Consider the following 20,189-nt stretch of genomic DNA (forward strand, 5'->3'; position numbering starts at 1 on the left):
ATCAAGCTTGCATGGTCATTAGACTCGCATTACCACCTGCAGCTGCGGTATTAATACTAATTGCACGCTCAATAAAGAAGCGTTCTAAAGGAATGTCATAATTACCAGGCTCTAGATGTGTAATTCCGATGATCGCACCTTGTCGCTGAGCCACTTTATCTTGCAATTTTAACAGTTGATTTTTGGTGCCATGATGTAGAATTGCATCAAAACTACCTGTCTCAATATCAGCAATGATGGCGATACGTTGAGCGACTTCTTTAGGCATAGACTGTAAGTATTTTAAAACAAACGTATTCTCACCTAGAACAGTTGGCTGAGAGCCAACCGCGAGAATGGCATGAAGTTGATGAATCTGATCTATTTCTTGATCTGCCAAGCTTAAAACACGATGTCTCGGTAACACAACATATTGATTACTTTCACCTGTTGGTCCTTGTAATTCATAGCTATGTCCGACACAACTTGGTTGCAACACCTTCATTTGATAATGAGGAAATGACTTATTGACCCAATCTTTATATTGATTCAATACGTTTTGATGTTCAGTCAATTCAACGCCTTTGCTCGTTGCATAAGGTTGTTCAATTTTTTTATGTGTACATTCATGCATTAACCGATAAATATACATCGGTCCACCAGCTTTGGGACCTGTACCAGATAAACCTTCTCCACCGAAGGGTTGTACACCCACAACAGCACCTACAATGTTGCGGTTAATATAGAGATTTCCAACTTCTGCTTTTGAAATTACGGTTTGTATGGTTTCATCGATCCGTGTGTGTAAGCCCATAGTCAAACCATAGCCTTTGGCATTGATTTGATCAATAAGTCGATCAAGTTCCCCATATTTATAAGTAATGACATGCAGTACTGGACCAAAAACTTCACGTTCAAGATCATCTAAATGTGGTAACTCAATCAAAGTCGGCTTAACAAATGTGCCTTGCTTGAGATGAGAGTCATCTTCATCCCACATGAGTTGTTGAACGGGATAACCCAAAGATTTCATTTTATTGATATGTTGATCAATGGTTTGTTTTGCTTCGCGATCAATAACAGGACCGATATCAGTTTTTAATAAACTTGGAATACCGACACGCAATTGCTTCATCGCACCTTTAAGCATTTTGATCACGGTATGCGCATTATCTTCTTGAACACATAAAATTCGCAGTGCTGAACAACGTTGACCTGCACTATCAAATGCTGAGCTGACAACATCTAATATCACCTGTTCAGTCAGGGCAGAAGAATCTACGATCATGGCATTTTGACCGCCAGTCTCTGCAATGAGAGGTATTGATTGACCAAATTGATTCAGTCGTTTTGAAACGGTTTTCTGCAAAATTTTCGCAACCTCAGTTGACCCTGTAAACATAATACCTTGAATACGATGATCACTACTGAGTTGTGCACCCACTGTTTCACCACGTCCTGGCAAGAGCTGTAAGACAGATTGTGGTACGCCAGATTCCCAAAGGATCTGAACTGCAATTGAGGCAATTAAAGGGGTCTGCTCCGCTGGTTTGGCGATTACAGTATTCCCAGTCACAAGTGCCGCCGCGATTTGACCTGTAAAAATTGCCAATGGGAAGTTCCAAGGACTAATACACAGTACTGTACCTAAGGGTTGAATAACGGCTTTGTTATCTAGATCTTTCACTTGTGCTGCGTAGTAGCGTAAGAAATCTACTGCTTCGCGCACTTCAGCAATCGCATTGGCAAATGTTTTACCGCTTTCACGACTGAGCAGAACCATTAGCTCTTCAAGTCGAGACTCCATCACATTGGATGCTGTAATTAAATATTCTGCACGTTGATCTTTTTCTAAATTTTGCCAATCCTGCTGTGCTTCAGTCGCATTAACTAACGCCATTTCCACTTGCATGGCATGAGTCTCCGTCACTTCACCGACAATATCTTGATGGTTCGCAGGATTGAGAATTGCCATTGACTCTGTATCGTGTACGGATTCATCTAATCTCAGACCCATTGGGGTGGCTTTAATTTGAACTTTAGACCATTGTTGATAAGTATGATTCAAATGTTCAAGGTCTTGGTCATTTGCAAGATCAATTCCAAGAGAGTTAGGGCGATGATCAGCATATAAATGTTTCGGATATGGAATAGCAGGGTGCTTTAATCCAACTTTGCCTTCGATTCGACTTGTGACATCAATGGTTTGATGTGGATTTTCAATCAAGTCATCAATTTTGAGTGTTTTATCAGCAATACGATTTACAAAAGACGTGTTTGCCCCATTTTCAAGCAATCGTCTAACCAAATAAGCCAAAAGGGTTTCGTGATTTCCGACAGGTGCATAAATTCGGCAAGGTACGCCAAGTTTATCATCTGCTTTAGGACCGACGACTTGTTCATAAAGTGGTTCACCCATGCCATGTAAACATTGGAATTCGTATTGTCCCTTATAATATTGTTCAGGATTTGCCAAATGATAAATAGTGGCTAAGGTTTGTGCATTATGTGTTGCGAATTGTGGATAAATAAAGTCTGGTTCGGCTAAAAGTTTGCGAGCACATGCAATATAAGATAAATCTGTGTGCACTTTTCGAGTAAAGACAGGATAATCGGTCATGCCTTCAACTTGTGCTTTCTTAATTTCACTGTCCCAATAGGCGCCTTTGACTAAACGAATCATTAAACGTTTTTGACTACGCTTAGCTAAATCAATGATGTAATCGACCACGTAAAAACATCTTTTTTGATAAGCTTGAATCACAAATCCAATGCCTTTCCAGCCATTCAATTTTGGTTCGAAACATAAGCGTTCAAGAAGTTCCAATGAAATTTCCAGCCGATCAGTTTCTTCAGCATCGATATTTAGACCAATATCATATTGTTTCGCTAGAACCGCTAGATTAAAGACTTTGTGATAAAGCTCATCGTGTAAACGGTCAATTTGCGAGCGTTGATAACGTGAATGAAGTGCTGAAAGTTTGATTGAGATACCGGGGCCTTCGTAAACATCTTTGTCAGACGATGCCTTACCAATCGCATGAATCGCATTTGTATAATCTTGATAATAGCGCTCCGCATCATGATCTGTAAGTGCTGCTTCACCTAACATATCATATGAGTAACGGAAGCCTTGTTCTTCTAATCGTTCGGCATTATTTAACGCCTCATCAATGGTTTCACCTGTCACAAACTGTTCACCCATCATACGCATAGCAACATCAACGGCTTTGCGAATAATGCCACGGCCACTTCGTGCCAAGATGCCTGTGAGTAGACCAGATAAACTATTTGCTTTAGGTGTTTCCATTAACTTACCGGTCAACATTAAGCCCCATGCTGCCGCGTTTACAAACATTAGGCTGCTTTGACCTAAATGATCTTTCCAATTGCCTTGGTTGATTTTGTCTTTGATCAATAAGTCACGTGTTGCTTTATCAGGGATACGTAAGAGCGCTTCAGCTAAACACATGAGCGCAATACCTTCTTGTGAAGATAATGAAAATTCTTGTAATAAACCCTGTACAATGCCTGCTTTGCCCGCTGACCCTTTACGTTCACGTAATGAATGCGCTAAATTGAAGGCTAATTGATAAATTTTGTCTGAAATTTCTTGATCAATCTCGGTCTGTTCGAGAAGTGTTTCGACACATTCAGATTCATCACGGCGCCATGCACGATTTATTTCTAATTCTAGATCTGATTTATCTTTAAATTCAGTAATGTCTTGAATGTCTAATGGGCGAGAAAGGGGTGAGCTAAGTTGTTCCATGAGATATACGCCAGCGTCCTGTGACAATGAAATAGATTTATCTTTAAGGTTTATTTAATTTATAATTACAGAAAATATGGTGCATAACTCACTATAATTAGAGTTAAATTTAGAGAATAATTCGTATGCAGACTCAAATGATGACCTTGGATCGTACAGATTTAAAAATTTTAGATATCTTGCAAAAAGATGGGCGTCTATCAAATATAAAACTTGCTGAAATGGTCAATCTTTCTCCCACAGCAGCGCTTGCTCGAGTACAAAAATTAACCAAAGATGGGTATATTACAGGTTATGAAGCCAAGTTAAATCCAGATCTGCTGAATCGAAGTTTTGTGGTATTTGTCGAAATTTTATTAGATAAAACAACTCCAAATGTATTAGAAGAATTTTCTGATGCAGTCAGAAGTTACCCTGAGATTGTTGAATGTCACATGATCAGCGGTGGGTTTGATTTTGTAGTTAAAATTCGTTGCGCCAACATGGAAGAGTTTCGTAAGATCTCTGGACAGGTTTTATGGCAACTGCCTGGCATCAAAGAAACCCGTAGCTATCCAGTGATGGAAGTTATTAAGGAATCTTCGCAAGTGCAACTTAAGCAAACATTTAAAAAGTAAATGTATAAGAAAGGGGCTATAAGCCCCTTAATTTTTTATTTCTCATTACCTTCCATTTTTGATTTCTTGCATTTCAATTTCATATTTCTGTTGAGCTTCATCAAAACGGTCAGTCACATCTTGCGCTGGCGGGCGGCCTAATAAACTCACCACCATAATACTCACCCAAGATAAAATAAAGCCAGGAATGATTTCATAGACGCCAGTATCAGCCATGGTGTTTTTCCATACAATGACGGTAACAGCACCAACAATCATACCTGCCAATGCACCATTGATGGTCATTCGCTTCCAGAAGAGAGAAAGGATAATCAGTGGTCCAAATGCTGCACCAAAGCCAGCCCACGCATAAGCAACTAAACCGAGTACCTTGCTGTTCGGATTCATTGCAAGGAAGATCGCCATAATCGCAACGATTAATACCATCAGACGACCTACCCAAACCAGCTCGGTTTGTGAGGCAGATTTACGAATAAATGCTTTGTATAAGTCTTCTGTAAGCGTGGTAGAGCATACCAATAGTTGGCAGCTTAGGGTACTCATCACTGCAGCAAGAATCGCGGCAAGAATCACTCCTGCAACCCATGGATTAAATAAGATTTTAGTTAATTCCATGAAGACTGTTTCAGGATTTGCATTGACTGCAGCACCGAGTTGAGGAAACGTATCAAAGTAAGCGATTCCGAAATAACCGACAGCGACTGCACCACCAAGACATAGAATCATCCATGTCATTCCAATTCGACGTGCTGCTGGAATAGACTTCACGGAATCTGCTGCCATAAAGCGCACAAGAATATGTGGTTGACCAAAGTAGCCAAGTCCCCATGCCATTGAAGATAAAATTGCTACAGTGCTGAGATCTGAAAGTAAATTATTCGCTAATGGGCGTGCGGATTCCACAATGACACTAACTTGCTGAGCATTTTCACCAATGGCTAAATAGGTCATTACTGGAGCAAGTAAAAGCGCAAAGATCATCAAGCCTGCTTGGAATGTATCTGTCCAACTGATGGCTAAGAAACCGCCAATACAGACATAACTAATCGTTGCCACTGCTCCAATCCATAGGGCTGTGTTGTAATCCCAACCAAATAGGCTTTCAAATAAACGTGCACCTGCGACCATGCCAGAGGCACAATAAATTGCAAAGAAAATCAAAATTACAAAAGCTGAGATGATACGAAGAACTTTTTTCCGATCACCAAAGCGGCTGGTGAAATAGTCGGGGAGAGTCAATGCGTTATGTTGTATTTCGGTATGAACACGTAGACGACCCGCGACCAACAGCCAGTTCAACCAAGCACCGATAATTAAACCAATGGCAATCCAAGCTTCGGATAAACCTGAGAGATAAATTGCACCAGGTAGGCCCATGAGTAACCAGCCACTCATATCTGATGCACCTGCGGATAATGCAGTGACGACACTGCCTAAACTCCGACCACCTAAAATATAATCATCAAAATTATTCGTGGCTTTGTAGGCATAAAGCCCAATGCCAAGCATCGCCACAATATAAAAAATAAATGTGATTAGCGTAGGATTTAATTGGCTCATTGCTATGCCATCCTTTGTCTGTCCTAAATGACCATCTTTCCGAGATGAATTTTTAATCGAATTATTCGAGGAGCTGATTCAAGCACGTTTTGAAAATTACGCTCTGTTACATTTGAGTGAGATTTATAGTTGTTTAGTGAAACTGAATGTAATTTTGGTTACAAAGACTATTTTTTCAAAAAAGTTTACTTTGAGGTTTAAAACAATTCTATAAATGATTATTTTTAACATAAAGTTACATTTGTCACTTAAACAGCGAAGTTGTAATTTTTTATTGCATAAAGAAGTATTAAATCAATAGTGAAAATAAGCATGAAGCCTATTATCGATATTGCACGATAATGGTGCATTATTGTTGAGTAATAAAAGTGTCTACGGTTCAATTTGATAAAACAAGAATAGAGCATGATCTGCTCGGTGAAAAAGCGGTTCCTTTCGATCGTTACTATGGGATTCATACCCTGCGTGCGATGGAGAATTTTCAGATTTCGCATCAACAAATAGGTGAAAACATACATTTTATTCGTGCATTGGCACAGGTAAAAAAAGCATCAGCACAGACAAATTTAAAATTTTCCAAATTGAGTCAAGATGTCAGCCAAGCGATTCAATGGGCTTGTGATCAACTGATTGAGCAGCCTGAAAGTTGGAAATCATCATTTCCAATTGATATTTATCAGGGTGGGGCTGGAACTTCTATTAATATGAATAGTAATGAAGTGGTGGCTAACCTTGCACTCGAGCATCTCGGCTTGCCTAAAGGTCAATATGATGTAATTCATCCAAACGACCATGTGAATAAATCGCAATCGACCAATGATGTTTATCCAACTGCATTGAGACTAGCAACATATTACAGTTTAGAAGATTTATTGTCTCAAGTTCGCTCATTAATCGCTGCTATTGAGATCAAAGCATCTGAATTTCAACACGTAATTAAAATGGGGCGAACTCAACTCCAAGATGCTGTACCCATGACACTCGGACAAGAGTTTCGTGCATTTGCGACGCTATTAAAAGAAGACTATCGCCTCATCCAAAAGATGCGTCATTTACTGCTAGAAATAAATTTGGGTGCGACTGCGATTGGAACGGGTGTGAACACACCTCATGGATATGCACTAGAAGTGGTTCAAACGCTTTCTCAAATTACTGGATTGAAATTACAAGGTGCTGAAGACTATGTTGAAGCCACCAGTGATTGTGGCGTATTTATTATTCTATCAAGTACTTTAAAGCGTTTAGCCATCAAGCTCTCAAAAATTTGTAATGACCTGCGCTTATTAAGTTCAGGGCCTCGTACGGGATTAGCTGAAATTAGATTACCTGAATTACAAGCCGGCTCATCCATTATGCCTGCGAAAATCAATCCAGTTATTCCTGAAGTAGTGAACCAAATTGCTTTTAAAGTCATTGGTAATGATTTGACAGTGACCATGGCAGCTGAAGCGGGGCAATTACAATTAAATGTCATGGAACCTGTAATTGCACTGACCATGAATGAATCAACCAATTTATTAATTCAAGCAATGCAAACACTAGAAAACAAATGTATCCAAGGTATTACTGCAAATGAACAGACTTGTTACGATGCAGTGATGCGAAGTGTTGGCATCGTCACATTATTAGATCCGATTCTAGGCCATGCCAAATGTGATGAAATTGGGAAGGTTTGTCTTGCAGAAAATAAAACCATTCAGCAAGTTGTCATTGAGCAGAATCTTTTGACGCAAGAGCAGTTAAATCAAATTTTCTCTTTTGAAAATTTAGTGTCTGAGATCGCGGGTCATGTTGTCGATGATATGAACATGGACAAAGTAAGCTAATAGACTAGATAGAATCTGAAAATCAATTGAATATGAATTGATGGCATATTTCATTCAATGAGGTATGCCATTTTCATTGAAACTTTTAAGTATAATTTCTTAATTGAATGTTTATAATAATTAAAATTTTGAGCCATCAATACAAACATTATAATTTAGAGAAAATGAATGAAAAGAATAGTAATAAGCACGCTGCTGTGTTCGATGTTGCTGGCATCCTGTTCAAAAAAAATAGAGGAACACTCTGCTGAAGCAGTTCAAAAAAACACTGCTGATACGCAAGTTGATATGCAAGAAGCGGCTGAACCAAATACTTTGCCCGTCCAGGAGCAAAAACCTGAGGTCATATTAAATCAAGAGGTTAATCCGGTTGAACTTACTCGTCGTATGGTTCGAGAGGCGCAAATTAACTTTACCGTTAAAGATGTGGTGAAAAGCAGTTTAGAGATTGAAAAAATAACCCTTGAAGCAGGCGGATTTATTGAAAGAAAAGATATTGATTTCAATGTGGTTGATCTTAAACGTCAGAATATTTAAGAAGGTAAAGTAAAAGTATTTGAAAAAGTTGAACCTATATCTTTTATGGTGCTACGTGTACCGAGTGAGCGTGCCCCACATGTTGTTAATCAACTTTTACCTTTAATATTTTTTCTGAATCAGCAACGCTATAGTGCACAACGTTTTGAATTGAAGCTTCTTCAAGAAAAAATGAATCAAGCACAGACTATTTCAAGTCAAGCACGACCAGCTCATTTGAATGAAATCACACGGCTCACTCAACTCGAAGTTCAAGACCGTGTTAAATTCAGTACGATCAGTTTACAACTGAATCAACCAACACTGGTCCGAGAAAGGGTTGATATTGATATTGATGCAGTGGCGCGATTAAATGGTGATCACTTTATTCAGCGTGCTTGGAATAGCATCAAATATGGCTGGCAATTTGTGCTCGATCTTTTGGTGTTTTTATTAATGATTTGGCCTTTTTATTTGATTGTCTTAATTGGCTTCTTGTTATATCGATGGTTAAAACCTTATTTTGATAAACTCAAATAAGCCCATGCCTCAATTTGGCTGAACTGAAGAAAGAAGTTTAGCCAAATCTTGCATTCCTTCGGTTGCTGATTTTGAGATACATGTATAGTGTTGTGGCACACGGCCGAGATCGGCTTTAGGGTCGATATAATACGCATCACAGCTTGGTGAAATACTGTGTACTAAGCTTGCAACAGGATAAACAGCTAAGCTTGTTCCAATCACAACAAAGATTTCAGCTTGCTGGCAAATCACTTCTGCTTCTTCAAAAGCGGGAACGGATTCACCAAACCATACGACATGTGGACGAAGCGGATATCCAGCGTCACAGAAGTCACGAGAAATATCCAGTTCAGTACCTTCAATTGTGTAAAATTTGTCTGTGAATTGAGCATCTGGCCCCGAGGTTTTGGCCAGTCTTATATTTCCATGAAGATGTAGTACTTTTTTGCTTCCTGCGCGTTCATGTAAGTCATCAATATTCTGCGTGATCACATGTACATCATAATGTTGTTCAAGTGCTGCAATCGCAAGATGTGCTGCATTAGGTTCAGATGCTAAAATTTTTTTTCGCCGTTCATTGTAAAAGCGCTGTACTAAAACAGGATTGTTACGCCAAGCTTCGGGCGTTGCGACATCCTCTATGCGATGGTTTTCCCAAAGTCCATCGCTATCTCGAAATGTATTGATACCACTTTCAGCACTCATACCAGCACCCGAAAAAATCACAAGCTTTTTTTTAGACTGATTCATCCAATCTCCATCCTATTGATTTTATGCCCACGTATGACGTCTGGATCAACTTAATATTCAAATATTCATTAGAGCTTATATAGTTTGATTCAGAAATTTAGAAATTTCTTGTGCGAATTTAATGGGTTCATTGATTAAAGGCGTATGCCCTGAGCGCTCAAACAGTACGATACGATGATTTTTAACCGATTCAGCAATGAGCTTTTGCCCTTGCGCTGGATAGAGTGCGGATTTAGCGCCGATAAAAAAAGTTGCTGGACATTCTAACTTTGAGATCGCGGCTCTGTAATCTTCTTTATGGTTTAGATAGTTGTCAATGTACCAACGCATATAGTCGAGACGTTGCATAGGGAGGATTAACTTTTGAATTTTCGGTTGATTGAGTGTTGTTTTAAAAATTTTAGCGCTCAATTGATGATTATCTTGTAAAGATAAAAATTTAACCCAAAGCTCGACTAATTCGCGGCTTAAGTGAGTAGGTAATTCACTCAGGTTTTGATAATTTTCATGTTGATGTAAAAAAGAAGAAAGTTCGATGAGTAGCTTTTTGAACTCTGGATAGCGATCGCCCAATAGCCCGAAACTCCAAGTTTCATCAGAAGGTATTTTAGGGGTTTGATCAATATGCAAGTATGCTTGGATTTGATCAGCAAATTGACCATATTGCATACCATGCATGGCAGTAGTTGCCCCCATAGAATAAGCAATCACTCTATATTGCTGTTTAGGGCGTTGACTGATCAATGCCTGAATATCGTTCCAGTGACTTGAAATAGCATTAGTATCTGGAATTTTACAATGCTTAGACCCACCAAAACCGCGCCAGTCAGGAATAATAAATTTATATTTCTTTAAATTAAATGCAAAAAAAGGAATCCATTGCCAACTTTGCATTCCTAAACCAGATAGCACCAAAACAGGTTCACCTTGACCAATTTCACGAACATATAATTTTTCGTCATCTTGCATGGTATAAAATGGCATAGATATATCCTTTATTTTGTATTCATTATTTTCAATTGTGGAATTACACGTTCTAACCAACTGATCCAACCTTGCTCTAATTCAATGCCTAATTGAAGAATCATTTTATGAATATAGAGTGTACGATCATCATTATTTTTATTGGCAAAATCTTTGTCGTAAATCGCTTGGTATATTTTTAACTTATTTTTATGAATTTCTAAATGAGACTCCAATTCTGTCAGCACATTATTACCACCTAGTTGTGCTTCAGCTCTTAAACGCACCATCAATTCTTCTCTGAGTTGGGCAGGCTCACTATGCTGTACCATCCAATTGGCAAGTTCAGTTCGACCTAGAGCATCAACTTTATATTTTTTCTTTCTCGAGTTGGGATCACCTTCATCAATAGTCGAAATCCAACCTTTTTTTTGCATAGCATTGAGTTCACGATAGATTTGTTGATGAGTTGCATTCCAAAAGAATCCCATAGAACGGTCAAAGCGACGCGCAAGTTCAATACCTGTACTTGGTTTTTCGATGAGACTGGTCAACAAAACATGTGCTAAAGACATAAATCATATATCGTAAAATGTTGAATCAACTTTATTATGCAACATGTTGCATAAAATGCAAAATTAGAATATATATTTATGCAACAAGTTGCATGAAGCACACAATAATAGCAAGCAAACGCGAGCCATGAGGTCAGAATGTCAAATTATCCAAACTTACTTGCACCACTAGATTTAGGTTTTACCACTTTAAAAAATCGTGTATTGATGGGTTCAATGCACGTAGGTTTAGAAGAGGTTGAAGGTGGCTATGAACGTATGGCCGCATTTTATGCTGAGCGTGCTCAAGGACAGGTCGGTCTTATCGTGACGGGGGGAATTTCACCCAACGATGCTGGTGTAACTTTTGCTGGAGGGTCAAAATTAGACTCGATTGCTGAAGCTGAGAAACATAAAATCATTACGCAAGCGGTACATGATGCTGGTGGTAAGATTGCAATGCAGATTTTGCATACTGGTCGATATTCATATCAGCCTGAAAATGTTGCACCATCAGCAATTCAGGCACCAATTAATCCAGTTAAACCTCATGCTTTAAGCTCAGCTGAAGTTCATCAAACCATTGATGATTTTGCCAACTGTGCAAAGCTGGCTCAATATGCAGGTTATGATGGTGTTGAGATTATGGGGTCTGAAGGTTACCTCATCAATGAGTTTATCGCAGCACGTACCAATCACCGTGATGACGAATGGGGTGGGAGTTATGAAAACCGTATTCGTTTGCCTATTGAAATCGTGAAACGTACCCGCGCAGAGGTGGGTGAAAACTTTATTATCATTTATAGACTTTCGATGCTCGACTTGGTTGAGGGCGGTTCAACGCTTGAGGAGGTCATCCATCTTGCAAAAGAAATTGAGAAAGCCGGCGCGACTATCATTAATACAGGTATTGGTTGGCATGAAGCGCGTATACCCACGATTGCAACGAAAGTACCTCGAGCAGCATTTACTTGGGTGACAGAAAAGCTAAAAGGTGAAGTCAATATTCCATTGATTACCTCAAATCGTATCAATACCCCTGAAATGGCAGAACACGTGTTAGCTTCAGGTCATGCAGATATGATTTCTATGGCTCGCCCAATGCTTGCAGATGCAGAATTTGTATTAAAAGCTGAACAGGGTAGAAGTGACGAAATCAACACGTGTATTGGCTGTAACCAAGCGTGTTTGGATCATATTTTTTCACTCAGAATTGCGTCATGCTTGGTTAATCCACGTGCATGTCATGAAACTGAACTCATTTTTAAAGAAACCCATACGCCTAAAAAAATTGCTGTCATTGGTGCAGGTCCTGCAGGATTGAGTTTTGCTACTTATGCTGCTGACCGTGGTCATCAGGTCACCATTTTTGAGGCAGCCGATCAAATTGGTGGTCAATTTAATATTGCCAAAACGATTCCAGGAAAGGAGGAGTTTTATGAGACATTGCGTTACTTTAAGCGAAAAATTGAGTTGCAGCCTTTAATTCAATTAAAACTTAACCATACTGCAACTTTTGAAGAGCTCAATACAGATCAGTTTGATGAAATTGTCGTCGCTACAGGTGTGACACCTCGACATTTAGATATTGAAGGAATTGATCATCCAAAAGTGTTGTCTTATATCGAAGTTTTAAGAGAGAAAAAACCAGTCGGACAGCGTGTTGCGATTATTGGTGCTGGTGGTATTGGTTTTGATACTGCTGAGTATCTAACCCATGAGGGGGAAAGTGGAAGCTTGAATCCTCAAAAATTTTATGATGAATGGGGAATTGATACATCATATTCTAATGTAGGAGGTTTAAAACCTGCTCAATTAGAACAGCCATCACGTGAAATCTACTTATTGCAACGTAAAGCCACTTCAGTTGGTGCAGGCTTGGGTAAAACAACGGGTTGGATTCATCGTACTGGATTAAAAAATCGCGAAGTAAAAATGATTCCAGGTGCAACGTATAACAAGATTGATGACCAAGGTTTACATATCACAATTAACGAACAAACTACCGTCTTAGACGTGGATCATGTGGTGATTTGTGCAGGTCAAGAATCATATACGGCTATGTTTGATCAACTTGAACAGGCAGGTAAAAAAGTTCATTTAATTGGTGGGGCGAAAGAAGCGGGTGAGCTAGATGCAAAACGTGCGATTCGTCAAGGTGCTGAATTGGCTGCCAAGATTTAAGCCAGAAAATTTCTCTCCTGTATTCTAGATGAAAGTGCGAGAAGAGGATTTAGAGAGGGTACTTAATTAAATGTGACTTCTCCTTGACATAGTATTCTCCCTTTTCTTCTAAAAGGTTGGACTGATACAACAAAAAGGACATAAAAATGACACTCGAAACCACACAAAAATCCATTCAACGTTGGCACCACATGCTTGAAACGCGTGATTTAAGTCTATTGAATGAGCTTTTGTCTGAAGAAGTCGTATTTAAATCACCCGTCGCATTTAAGCATTATCCAGGCAAACAAGTTGTTACTTTTATTTTGACCAATGTGATTGAGATCTTTGAAAATTTTCGTTATCACCGTGAGTTCTATACAGCAGATGGGCTCAGTGTTGTGCTCGAATTTTCCGCAAATGTCGGTGAAAAAACATTAAAAGGGATTGATATGATCCAGTTTAATGAGCAAGGTCAAATTATTGATTTTGAGGTGATGATTCGGCCTAAAAGTGGTTTAGAAGCTTTGGCGTTGCAAATGGGCCAACGTATGGCTCAATTTCTACCAAAATAAATTAGGCATATTTTTGGCTTATGAATTGGAGTAAGTAAATTCGGAGTCTGTATGAATCTTAATCAGCGTTTCAAGTGGGTGCAGGAATTCACTCAAACCCAATTTGATTATTTTACTGGTGCAGCTATACCTTCAATCTATTTTAATCCGCAAGGTGAGTTAGCGCATGTGATTTCAAACTTGAAACGTTTGCATTATAAATATAGACCAACGCCGTGGCTCTCGAATACGCATGCTCACTTGGTGTATTTTGATAAAATTCGAAAGAAAACCGTAAAATTAGAATATGACTTCATTGAACAGTTAACAATGTCTGACGGGGGAACGACGGGTATTGCTTGGTATGGTATGCATCTGCCTGCGGAAACACCTACTATTTTAGTGCTACATACCATTACTGGAAGCCCAGCCAGTATGAGAGAATTGGTCAGAGACTTACATCAAGTAACTGGTTGGCGTATCGCATTGTGTTTAAGACGAGGGCATGCAGGTCTACCACTTTCAGTTCCTAAAATTAATCTTTTTGGAGACACGCAAGATCTAAGAGAGCAGATTGAACGTATTCAACAGCGCTTGCCATATTCTAAATTGTATGCAGTTGGGTCTTCAGCAGGAACTGGATTATTGGTCAGATATTTAGGGGAGGAAGAAAGTTCCACACCAATTCAAGCGGCTTTCGCACTTTGTCCTGGATACAATACGGAAACTGGTTTTTCAAATGTTCATCCTTTTTATAGCCGTTTGATGGCAAAAAAGTTAAATGCACATTTTTTAAAACCTTATGAGCAACATTGGCGAAATTTAGAAAGTTTAAAGCAACTGAGTGTTGCTAAAGATTTATTTGATTTTGAAAAAACATATTATCAGTTCGCTGGATTTGAAAATTATGACGCATATTGTAAAGCGACAAATCCCATCTATGTCTTTGAGAAGATTAGAGTGCCGTTGATGATTTTAAATTCGGAAGACGATCCAGTATGCCATATCCGCAATTTAGAGCCTTATAAAGAAGTGATTCAACATATGCCGAACATGGCAGTAGTGACCACAAAAAAAGGAAGCCATTGCTGTTTCTATGAAGGTAATAAAAATCCAGAATCTTGGGCACACAAATTAATTGCAGAATTTTTTTTAGAATTAGAGAAAGCCTGAAAATTTTTGTTGTTTATAAATGAATAACAATTTGACTTTCATTTATGTTGACATAAAAAAACCGAGTCTTGTCACTCGGTTTTTTTAAATTCGAAAATTAGTTTTCTAAAGCAGGGGTAGCAGCAGCAATAGCAGCGGCAACAGCATCATCTTCAGATTGAGAACCACCTGTTGATGCACTTGGAGAAGGTGTAGGGCGTTCTACATTTTCAACAGCTGGTGCTGGGGCAGGATTCGTTTGTGCAGGAGCATCGCGGTATTCACGACGAATAGTCGCTGACGTATTGTTTGTTTCCTGATGCTCAATTTCAACTTGAGTTGGTGGCTCAGGTTCGATTTCTGGTTCAGAAATCTCAATGTTCTCAATTTGTTCTGCCTGTTCAGTTGTTTCAACAGTTTGTTCCTGTTCTTCTTCCTTAGGCGCTTCTTTTTTTACACATGCAGTAACGAGGAGTGCAGATAAGATTGCACCACCGATTAAAAGTTTTTTATTCATAGTTGCTCAAAACAAACTAGCTAGATCGACTAACGTAGTATAACAGCAAATTAACAGATGAAAATCACTGAAAGTGTGCGTGAATCTTTATTGGAAATGATGATAGAATAACCAATTGTTTATTGTTCTTTGAATTGATGCGGATTGACTTTGCTTTATAGGTACAGAGTAAAGTAAAATTGCGCAACATTGCAGGCCGATTTAGGCTCGATTGTACGAGAAACCCAATGACCCATTTTATTTTCGTTACTGGTGGTGTTGTTTCATCACTAGGTAAAGGTATTTCAGCTGCTTCAGTTGCTGCACTTTTAGAAGCCCGTGGATTAAAAGTAACCATGGTGAAAATGGATCCATACATTAATGTCGATCCAGGGACGATGAGCCCGTTCCAACATGGTGAAGTTTTTGTCACAGAGGATGGTGCGGAAACTGACTTAGACTTGGGTTATTACGAACGTTTCTTGCGTCGTGCGAAAATGACCAAGCTTAATAACTTTACATCTGGTCGCGTGTACCAAGACGTTTTAAATAAAGAGCGTCGCGGTGATTACCTTGGTGGAACAGTTCAAGTTATTCCACACATTACAGACAATATTAAAGAACGTGTTCTTCGCGCTGGCGAAGGCTATGACGTTGCTATTGTTGAGATTGGCGGTACAGTAGGTGACATTGAATCTCTCCCATTCATGGAATCTGTTCGTCAGTTAATGGTTGAACTTGGTCACAAACGCACAATGCTGATGCATTTAACGTTGTTGCCATATATCAAGTCAGCTGCAGAGTTGAAAACAAAACCAACTCAGCACTCGGTGAAAGAATTACTCTCAATCGGTATTCAACCAGATATTTTGATCTGTCGTACTGAACACGATGTTGATGCTGATACAAAGCGTAAAATTGCGTTGTTCACGAACGTAGAAGCTCGTGCAGTTGTGGTGTGTAAAGATGCACGCACAATTTACGAAATTCCACGTACGTTCTATGAACAAGACGTTGATGATTTAATTTGCGAGCGTTTTGGTTATAACGATTTACCAGAAGCCGATCTTTCAGATTGGGATAATGTCGTAGAAGCATTATTAAACCCTGAGTACACTGTTCGTGTTGCGATGGTGGGTAAATATGTTGAACTTCCAGATGCTTATAAATCTGTGAACGAAGCACTTTTACATGCGGGTATCCAAAACCGCGTTAAAGTTCAAATTGATTATGTCAATGCCGAAGAACTTGAAAGCCAAGATGTAGCAGAAGTGTTGAAAGATGCTGACGCAATCTTAGTTCCTGGTGGTTTTGGCGAGCGCGGTACTGAAGGTAAGATGCAAGCGATTAAATTCGCACGTGAGAATGGAATTCCATTCCTTGGTATTTGCTTGGGTATGCAACTTGCGGTCATTGAATACGCACGTAATGTTGCGGGTATTGTAGATGCAACTTCAACTGAATTTAACCGTTCAACTAAATCGCCTTTAATTGGTTTGATTACGGAATGGTTAGACGAACGTGGTGAAGTACAACAACGTTCTGTAGATTCTGATCTTGGTGGAACAATGCGTCTTGGCGCTCAAAAATCAGAATTGGTTGAAGGCACTAAAACTGCAGAAGTGTATGGTTCAGTAGAAATTATTGAACGTCATCGCCATCGTTACGAAATGAATAATCGTTATATTCCTACTTTAGAAGAAAAAGGTATGAAAATTTCTGGTTATTCACCAATCCAACGTTTAGTTGAAACTGTTGAAATTCCTCAACATCCTTGGTTTATTGCTGTACAATTCCACCCGGAATTTACAAGTTCTCCACGTGATGGTCATCCATTATTTGCTGGTTTTATTGATGCTGCTAAAAAACAGTATCAAAAATCGAAATAATGAATGTCTTAGGACATAACTAGGAAGTTTAAATGTCACAATTAAAAGCACAAGAAATTGTACGTTTAGGCGATATACAAATGGCAAATCATTTGCCATTTGTATTATTCGGCGGAATGAATGTACTTGAATCAAAAGATTTAGCTTTTGAAATTGCAGAAACTTATGTTGATATTTGCAAACGTTTGGATATTCCATATGTTTTCAAAGCAAGCTTTGATAAAGCAAATCGTTCGAGCTTAAATTCTTTCCGCGGACCTGGTCTTGAAAAAGGAATTGAGTGGTTAGCTGACATTAAAAAACATTTTAATGTACCCATCATTACAGATGTTCATGAACCATATCAAGCAGCACCTGTGGCTGAAGTGGCTGACATCATTCAATTACCTGCTTTCCTCAGCCGTCAAACAGATCTTGTTGAGGCAATGGCAAAAACTCAAGCCATTATCAATATCAAAAAAGCGCAATTCTTAGCACCGCATGAAATGCGTCATATCTTGCACAAGTGTTTGGAAGCAGGGAATGACAAGCTGATTTTATGTGAGCGTGGCTCAGCATTTGGTTACAACAACTTAGTTGTCGATATGCTTGGTTTCGACATCATGAAAGAAATGAATGTGCCGGTCTTCTTTGACGTGACACATGCACTTCAAACCCCGGGTGGTCGTGCAGATTCAGCAGGTGGTCGTCGCGCACAAATTACGACATTAGCGCGTGCGGGTATGGCGACAGGTCTAGCAGGTCTTTTTCTGGAAGGACATCCTGATCCAGAAAAAGCAAAATGTGATGGACCTTGCGCTCTTCGAATGTCTCAACTTGAGCCATTCTTAGCTCAGCTTAAAGAATTGGATACCTTGGTTAAAGGTTTCAAAAAATTAGATACACACTGATGCAGCGTTAGACGCATCGTTTTATTAATCAACTGAGGAATTGTTCATGAGCCAAATCGTTGACATTCGTGCACGTGAAATTTTGGACTCTCGTGGTAACCCAACCATCGAAGCAGACGTTATCTTAGCATCTGGCGTAGTTGGCCGTGCATGTGCACCATCTGGTGCTTCAACTGGTTCTCGTGAAGCTTTAGAACTTCGTGATGGCGATAAAGCACGTTACTTAGGTAAAGGTGTTAAAACTGCTGTGAACAACGTAAACACGTTAATCCGTGACGCGTTAGTGGGTAAATCAGTATTCGAACAAAAAGACATCGATAATACGATGATCGCTTTAGACGGAACTGAAAACAAAGAAAAATTAGGTGCGAACGCAACTTTGGCAGTGTCTTTGGCTGCTGCGCGTGCTGCTGCTGACGAAAAGAAAATTCCTCTTTTCCAATACATCGCAGACCTTCGTAACAACAGCATTTTAACAATGCCTGTTCCAATGATGAACATCTTAAACGGTGGTTCACATGCGGACAACAACGTTGATATCCAAGAATTCATGATTGAGCCTGTTGGCTTCACTTCATTCTCTGAAGCACTTCGCGCAGGCGCAGAAATCTTCCATTCTTTAAAATCAGTTTTAAAGAAACAAGGTTTAAATACTGCTGTTGGTGATGAAGGTGGTTTCGCACCGAACTTACGTTCAAACGAAGAAGCAATCACAGTTATCCTTGAAGCGATTGAAAAAACTGGCTACAAAGCGGGTTCTGACATTATGCTTGCGCTTGACTGTGCATCTTCAGAATTCTACAAAGATGGTCAGTACATCCTTGCTGGTGAAGGCAATAAAGCATTCACAAACAACCAATTCTCTGACTACCTTGCTGGTCTTGTAAACCAATATCCAATTATCTCTATTGAAGATGGTTTAGATGAATCTGATTGGGAAGGTTGGTCTTACCTAACTTCGATTCTTGGTGACAAGATTCAATTGGTTGGTGATGATTTGTTTGTTACAAATCCTAAGATCCTTCAACGTGGTATCAACGAAAAAGTTGGTAACTCTATCCTGATTAAGTACAACCAAATCGGTACGTTGACTGAGACTTTAGATGCGATCTATCTTGCTAAAGCAAATGGTTACTCTACAGTGATTTCTCACCGCTCTGGCGAAACTGAAGATTCTACAATTGCGGATCTTGCAGTAGGTACTGGTGCTGGTCAAATCAAAACTGGTTCACTTTGCCGTTCTGACCGTGTAGCGAAATACAACCAATTGCTTCGTATCGAAGAATTGACGAATGCTATTTACCGCGGTAAAGCTGAGTTTAAAGGTTTAAATTAATCGTTTAGATTATTTTGAATTTTAAAAAACCACTCTATAAAGAGTGGTTTTTTATTTAATTTCTAAAGTTTATGTTTAAGCCTCAATTGAGAGAGTTTTGCTTCCAAAGATTGATGACTTTCAATACTTAAATCATTTCTTAATAATTTTGCAAAGTCGAAAACTTTCTGTTCAAGGGTTTTGCTAGAGTCTAAAGGGAAATTGTTAAAGAAATGGTTAGATACAGAAGTTTGATAAGTTATGAGGACTTTTTCTAATTCATAAAGTTCTAATCGTATTGATGATGTTGTAATTAAATTAACTTTATTGATACATCCAATCAATCTAATGTACTTGGACAAATGAGTGTCCCACTCAATATCGGGTTGATGATTGTCTGAATCTTGTTTTTTGTGCTTAAGTAATAATGATGAAACTAAAAATTGTGTATATGCGTCTGTAAGATCGATATATTGATCTCGTTTAGATTCAGCAATTTTATCAATTTTAATTTGTTTTACTGTATTCTTTGCTGTGCTTCTCAGGGAGAAAATTACGACAGCAGCACCAATTAATGCACCTAGAACCCCTAAAATACCTTGAATATAGGCTGCACGAATCGTTATCTCAAATTCATTCATTAATTGAAATCCTTTTTTATGAAGCTCTTA

16 protein-coding genes and 1 pseudogene are annotated in these 20,189 nt (G+C 39.0%); 10 read left to right on the forward strand and 7 right to left on the reverse strand.

The genetic code is table 11. The features are described from left to right. Position 1: 1 nt before the first annotated feature. A pseudogene (gene putA, locus AC1M83_RS02535) lies at positions 2-3,676 on the reverse strand (trifunctional transcriptional regulator/proline dehydrogenase/L-glutamate gamma-semialdehyde dehydrogenase); the annotation flags it as partial. 200 nt (positions 3,677-3,876) lie between these two features. On the opposite strand from putA, the gene AC1M83_RS02540 reads away from it, so the two are divergent. Continuing rightward, complete coding sequence (locus AC1M83_RS02540; RefSeq protein ID WP_035263751.1) at positions 3,877-4,368, forward strand: Lrp/AsnC ligand binding domain-containing protein; 492 nt, start codon at positions 3,877-3,879, stop codon at positions 4,366-4,368. Positions 4,369-4,413: 45 nt separating this feature from the next. On the opposite strand, the gene putP is transcribed toward AC1M83_RS02540, so the two are convergent. Then, positions 4,414-5,928 carry a sodium/proline symporter PutP gene (gene putP, locus AC1M83_RS02545; RefSeq protein WP_180027777.1) on the reverse strand — a complete coding sequence of 505 codons (1,515 nt, stop codon included), beginning with the start codon at positions 5,926-5,928 and terminating at the stop codon, positions 4,414-4,416. A 368-nt stretch (positions 5,929-6,296) separates the two neighbouring features. Between putP and AC1M83_RS02550 the strand changes: the two genes are divergently transcribed. The 3 genes from AC1M83_RS02550 to AC1M83_RS02560 all read left to right on the forward strand — a co-directional run bounded on the left by AC1M83_RS02550 (position 6,297) and on the right by AC1M83_RS02560 (position 8,810). After that, positions 6,297-7,754: an aspartate ammonia-lyase gene (locus AC1M83_RS02550; protein WP_092766384.1), complete on the forward strand. Its 1,458-nt coding sequence runs from the start codon at positions 6,297-6,299 to the stop codon at positions 7,752-7,754. Positions 7,755-7,922: 168 nt separating this feature from the next. Continuing rightward, complete coding sequence (locus AC1M83_RS02555; RefSeq protein WP_481589924.1) at positions 7,923-8,291, forward strand: hypothetical protein; 369 nt, start codon at positions 7,923-7,925, stop codon at positions 8,289-8,291. Positions 8,292-8,336: 45 nt separating this feature from the next. Beyond that, entirely contained in the window at positions 8,337-8,810 is a 474-nt protein-coding gene (locus AC1M83_RS02560; protein WP_481589925.1) for a hypothetical protein, read from the forward strand. Between the two features lie 9 nt (positions 8,811-8,819). On the opposite strand, the gene AC1M83_RS02565 is transcribed toward AC1M83_RS02560, so the two are convergent. The 3 genes from AC1M83_RS02565 to AC1M83_RS02575 all read right to left on the reverse strand — a co-directional run bounded on the left by AC1M83_RS02565 (position 8,820) and on the right by AC1M83_RS02575 (position 11,080). Continuing rightward, positions 8,820-9,542, reverse strand: a complete 723-nt coding sequence (locus tag AC1M83_RS02565) for an SIR2 family NAD-dependent protein deacylase (RefSeq protein WP_481589926.1) — start codon at positions 9,540-9,542, stop codon at positions 8,820-8,822. A gap of 75 nt (positions 9,543-9,617) precedes the next feature. Next, positions 9,618-10,526 (reverse strand): alpha/beta fold hydrolase, encoded by a 909-nt coding sequence (locus AC1M83_RS02570; RefSeq protein WP_481589927.1) that lies wholly within the window; start codon positions 10,524-10,526, stop codon positions 9,618-9,620. 11 nt (positions 10,527-10,537) lie between these two features. After that, positions 10,538-11,080 carry a PadR family transcriptional regulator gene (locus AC1M83_RS02575; protein WP_092766380.1) on the reverse strand — a complete coding sequence of 181 codons (543 nt, stop codon included), beginning with the start codon at positions 11,078-11,080 and terminating at the stop codon, positions 10,538-10,540. Positions 11,081-11,218: 138 nt separating this feature from the next. On the opposite strand from AC1M83_RS02575, the gene AC1M83_RS02580 reads away from it, so the two are divergent. The 3 genes from AC1M83_RS02580 (at position 11,219) to AC1M83_RS02590 (ending at position 14,949) form a co-directional block, all read left to right on the forward strand. Continuing rightward, positions 11,219-13,243, forward strand: a complete 2,025-nt coding sequence (locus AC1M83_RS02580) for a 2,4-dienoyl-CoA reductase FMN-binding domain-containing protein (RefSeq protein ID WP_481589928.1) — start codon at positions 11,219-11,221, stop codon at positions 13,241-13,243. Positions 13,244-13,389: 146 nt separating this feature from the next. After that, on the forward strand, positions 13,390-13,797 hold the full coding sequence (locus AC1M83_RS02585; RefSeq protein ID WP_481589929.1) for a nuclear transport factor 2 family protein: 408 nt from the start codon (positions 13,390-13,392) through the stop codon (positions 13,795-13,797). A 51-nt stretch (positions 13,798-13,848) separates the two neighbouring features. After that, positions 13,849-14,949 carry a YheT family hydrolase gene (locus tag AC1M83_RS02590; RefSeq protein ID WP_481589930.1) on the forward strand — a complete coding sequence of 367 codons (1,101 nt, stop codon included), beginning with the start codon at positions 13,849-13,851 and terminating at the stop codon, positions 14,947-14,949. 97 nt (positions 14,950-15,046) lie between these two features. Here AC1M83_RS02590 and AC1M83_RS02595 read toward each other — a convergent pair whose 3' ends face one another. Continuing rightward, entirely contained in the window at positions 15,047-15,445 is a 399-nt protein-coding gene (locus AC1M83_RS02595) for an internalin (protein WP_481588211.1), read from the reverse strand. Between the two features lie 227 nt (positions 15,446-15,672). Here AC1M83_RS02595 and AC1M83_RS02600 point away from each other — a divergent pair, with 227 nt between their 5' ends. Genes AC1M83_RS02600 through eno form a run of 3 tightly spaced genes read left to right on the forward strand, consistent with a single transcriptional unit; the run spans position 15,673 to position 19,539 of the window. Then, the gene (locus AC1M83_RS02600; protein ID WP_035263731.1) at positions 15,673-17,313 is read left to right on the forward strand and encodes a CTP synthase; all 1,641 of its coding nucleotides are present in this window, start codon (positions 15,673-15,675) and stop codon (positions 17,311-17,313) included. Between the two features lie 32 nt (positions 17,314-17,345). Further along, a complete protein-coding gene (gene kdsA / locus AC1M83_RS02605; RefSeq protein WP_035263729.1) occupies positions 17,346-18,203 on the forward strand; it encodes a 3-deoxy-8-phosphooctulonate synthase in 858 nt (285 codons plus the stop codon). A gap of 46 nt (positions 18,204-18,249) precedes the next feature. Further along, positions 18,250-19,539 carry a phosphopyruvate hydratase gene (eno, locus tag AC1M83_RS02610; RefSeq protein WP_180027787.1) on the forward strand — a complete coding sequence of 430 codons (1,290 nt, stop codon included), beginning with the start codon at positions 18,250-18,252 and terminating at the stop codon, positions 19,537-19,539. Between the two features lie 62 nt (positions 19,540-19,601). Here the strand turns inward: eno and AC1M83_RS02615 are convergent, their stop codons facing one another. Beyond that, positions 19,602-20,159, reverse strand: a complete 558-nt coding sequence (locus AC1M83_RS02615; protein ID WP_481589931.1) for a hypothetical protein — start codon at positions 20,157-20,159, stop codon at positions 19,602-19,604. Positions 20,160-20,189: the final 30 nt, after the last annotated feature.

Source organism: Acinetobacter sp. 25-47-130 (assembly GCF_056779705.1).